The sequence below is a fragment of the Paraburkholderia sp. XV genome (genome assembly GCF_020177535.1).
Lineage (GTDB): Bacteria > Pseudomonadota > Gammaproteobacteria > Burkholderiales > Burkholderiaceae > Paraburkholderia > Paraburkholderia caribensis.
Map to the genome: position 1 here is coordinate 1 of NZ_JAGUUD010000235.1, position 3,888 is coordinate 3,888.

General features: G+C 63.2%; 3 protein-coding genes. All 3 read left to right on the top strand.

Annotated elements, in window-relative coordinates; translation table 11 throughout:
* Positions 1-333: 333 nt before the first annotated feature.
* From flhF to KFO72_RS41470, 3 genes are read left to right on the top strand one after another with little or no spacing between them, the layout of a single operon-like run.
* On the top strand, positions 334-2,175 hold the full coding sequence (flhF, locus tag KFO72_RS41460) for a flagellar biosynthesis protein FlhF (protein WP_225034519.1): 1,842 nt from the start codon (positions 334-336) through the stop codon (positions 2,173-2,175).
* Complete coding sequence (locus tag KFO72_RS41465; protein WP_054929262.1) at positions 2,168-3,037, top strand: AAA family ATPase; 870 nt, start codon at positions 2,168-2,170, stop codon at positions 3,035-3,037. Before flhF ends, KFO72_RS41465 begins: the two co-directional genes overlap by 8 nt.
* Positions 3,038-3,059: 22 nt before the next feature.
* Entirely contained in the window at positions 3,060-3,794 is a 735-nt protein-coding gene (locus KFO72_RS41470; RefSeq protein ID WP_028364064.1) for an RNA polymerase sigma factor FliA, read from the top strand.
* Positions 3,795-3,888: the final 94 nt, after the last annotated feature.

Here is a 3,888-nt window from a genome sequence, read left to right on the forward strand (position 1 = left end):
TTTGCGGCGGCAAAGAAAAGTAGGTGCCGCCCCGCACAGGGGCGACGCTTGAAGTGAGCTAACGTAAAGCGGATGCCAGCGCAAACCCCGGCAAACCGCCCGGCGTCGCAGACAAACCAAAACCAAAACCAAAACCACACAAAAAAACCACATCCCATCCCGCAAAGTCACAAACCCGAGCCCCTTGCGGGGAACCCGCAAAAACATTCCATCGCCCGAATTGCCAGCGTTTCACCGTCTTTATTGCCCGATGGCCAATAGACGTCTACCGCAATAATTCATCTCATCGGGAAACGGTATGTCACCGGACCGGGCAGCTCATCGGAGATCAGCTTGAACATTCGCAAATTTGTCGGTGCAACGAGTCGTGACGCGCTGCGTCTCGTCCGCGAGGCATTGGGCTCCGATGCAGTCGTGCTGTCGAACCGCACCAACGAAGATGGCAGCGTCGAAATCGTCGCCGTCGCCGACCGCGACCTGAGCGCGATCACGCCGCGCAGCCAGGAAGGCGCCGCCAGCCAGGGCACAGGCCCGACCGCGACGCCCGCCGGCGCACGACCGATGCTCCCCTCGATGCCCGTCAACAACCCGTATGCGAGCGGAATGCCCGACGTGTTCTCGTCGGTATTCGGCGCGAGCCCCGAGGCAGGCACGGAACGCATGCCCGCCTCAAGCGAAGAGAAGACCGAGCCGCAAACGGCATCCGCCGAAAACGCGGCAGCCGAAAACCAGCCGAACCCCGCGCGCCCAACGGACGACGTGCGTGTCGACCTGCGCAGCGAAATGCCCGCCGCATCGGCGAAACCCGCAGCGGCAGCCATGCCGGAAACATCGGCCCGTCAACGCACGATGGCCGAAACGAACCCCTGGCTGATCGATCACGCGCGCCGCATCGCGTCGAAGGACGTGGTCCACGCGGCCAATCCGACGATGACGCCCGCCGCCGCCATGGCGCGCGGCCTGGGTACGCCCGTCGATGCCGTCCAGGAAGAAGCGAAGCCCGACTGGGCCCGCGAAGCCGCACAACTCGCCGCGCGCCGCGCCACGCAGAAAAACAACGTGATTCCGACGACGGCGGAGGGCGCAGGCGACATCAACATGTCGCGCGACCCGCGCAAGAACGCAGCCGCCGCCGACATGACGCCGAAGCAGGCCGCCGCGCTGACGGAATCGATCAAGTCGCGCATCGAGCAGATGGTCAACGAGACCGTGATGCAGGAACTGACCTCCATGCGCGGCATGATGGAAGAACAGTTCGCCGGTCTCGTGTGGGCCGACCGCCAGCGCCGCAGCCCGACGCATGCCGCATTGACGCGACACCTGTTCGCGGCCGGCTTTTCGGCGCAGCTCGTAAAGATGGTGATCGACAACCTGCCCGAAGTCGAAGGCATGGACGAGGGCATGGAGTGGGTCAAGACGGTGCTCGAATCGAACGTGCCCGTGATGGAAAACGAAGACGCGCTGATGGAGCGTGGCGGCGTGTTCGCGTTGATGGGCCCGACGGGCGTCGGCAAGACCACGACCACGGCCAAGCTCGCCGCGCGCTGCGTGATGCGCTTCGGCGCCAGCAAGGTCGCGCTGCTCACCACCGACAGCTACCGGATCGGCGGTCACGAACAACTGCGTATCTTCGGCAAGATTCTGGGCGTGTCGGTGCATGCCGTGAAAGACAGCGCCGACCTGCAGCTCGCACTCTCCGAGCTGCGCAACAAACATATCGTGCTGATCGACACGATCGGCATGAGCCAGCGCGATCGTCTGGTTTCGGATCAGATCTCGATGCTGTGCCGCGCTGGTCAGCCCGTGCAGCGCCTGCTGCTGCTGAACGCGACGAGTCACGGCGACACGCTGAACGAAGTCGTGCAGGCGTACCAGAACGCACCGGACCAACAGCCGCTCGCCGGCTGCATCCTGACCAAGCTCGACGAAGCGACCAACCTGGGCAGCGTGCTCGATACGGTGATTCGCTACAAGCTGCCCGTGCACTACGTGTCGACGGGACAGAAGGTGCCGGAGAACCTGTACGTCGCGACGAAGAAATTCCTGATCAAGAGCGCCTTCTGCATTCCGCGCGAGAACTCGCCGTTCGTCCCACAGGACGAGGACGTGCCGGCGTTGCTGTCGGCCCTGTCGGCCCGCTCGACCGCCGATCTGCACGAGGTTCGCTTTGGATAAGTTCGTGCTGGACCAGGCTGAAGGACTGCGGCGTCTGCTTGCGCGCTCCGGCTCGCGGGTCATAGCGGTCGCAGGCGGCTCGCACGGCGTAGGCGTGACGACGACGGTGGTGAATCTCGCCGCTGCGCTCGCCGAGCAGGGCAAGGATGTGCTCGTCATCGACGAAAGTCTCGGCGCGCGTTCGGTGAGCACGATGCTGGGCGGCGTGCGCGGCGCGGGCAACGTCGCTGCCGTGATGCGCGGCGAGATGACGCTCGACGAGGCGGCTGGACGGCACGCGTTGGGTTTCGCGGTGCTCAACGCGTCGCGCGGCAATCGCGAGAGCTGCACGCGCGAACAGATGGGCGTGGTGCTTAGCGGACCGGCCGACGTGGTGCTGATCGACGCGCAGGTGGACCGCGAAGGCTCGCTGTCGGCGCTCGCGATGCAGTCGCACGACGTGATGGTGGTGACGCGTGTCGCGGCGCAGGCGATCACCGATGCGTATGCATGCATGAAGCGTCTGCATTTTGCGCATGCGATCGCGCAGTTCCGCGTGCTCGTGAATCACGTGCAGAGCGTGGCCGATGCACACACTGCGTTTGAGAACCTGGCGGGCGTGGCGGGGCGTTATCTCGCTGTGTCGCTTGAAGATGCTGGCTGCGTGGCGGCCGATCCTTTGATGGCGCGGGCCATGGAGTTGTCGCGTTGTGTCGTCGATGCGTTCCCATCGGCACCTGCTGCGCGCGATTTCCGTCATATCGCAGCCGAACTGCAGTACTGGCCGATGCGGCCAGCGATTTCGTCACGGACGCATGGCGTGCCGCCGACGACCGTAACAACGGCGCAATACGCCGATCAACCGTCAGCGCAGCACGCGTGAAGGCAAGGACAAGGGGAGCACGATGTACAACGCTCAAGGAAAAATCTCGCAAGCCGAGGTTCTGACGAAGTACGCACCGCTGGTGCGCCGTCTCGGCTTGCAGCTCGTGGCGAAGATGCCGGCGAGCGTGGATCTCGACGATCTGATTCAGGCGGGCATGATTGGTCTGCTGGATGCGGCGAGCCGCTACAAGGAAGACCAGGGTGCGCAGTTCGAGACATACGCGAGCCAGCGGATTCGCGGCGCGATGCTCGACGAGTTGCGCAGTAATGACTGGTTGCCGCGGAGTTTGCGGCGCACGTCGCGCGAGGTGGAGTCGGCTGTGCATCAGGTTGAGCAGTCGCTCGGGCGCTCGGCGAGCGAGACCGAGATTGCTGAGCATCTGAAGATGCCGCTCGATGAGTATCAGTCGATGTTGCAGGATCTGCACGGCAGTCAGCTGATCTATTACGAAGACTTTGATCGTTCGGCCGATGATGAGCCGTTTCTTGACCGGTACTGCGTTGATCATTCCGATCCGTTGTCGGCATTGCTCGATGAGTCTTTGCGTGGCGCTCTGGTCGAGGCGATTGACCGGTTGCCCGAGCGGGAGAAGCTCTTGATGTCGCTGTATTATGAGCGTGGGTTGAATTTGCGCGAGATCGGCGCAGTGATGGAAGTCAGCGAATCGCGGGTCTGTCAGTTGCATTCGCAAGCTGTTGCAAGGCTTAGGACTCGTTTGCGGGAGCAGGCATGGGCTTCTGCTGAAACTAGCTGATGCGCTGTTGATTTTTGCTTTTGCTTTTGCTTTTGCTTTCGCTGGCATCCGCGAATTGTTAGCTCGCTTCAAGCGTCGCCCCTGTGCGGGGCGG

Bases quoted from the DNA above. Each gene is read 5' to 3' on its own strand.
- KFO72_RS41470 (WP_028364064.1), top strand. From the start codon at position 3,060: ATGTACAACGCTCAAGGAAAAATCTCGCAAGCCGAGGTTCTGACGAAG.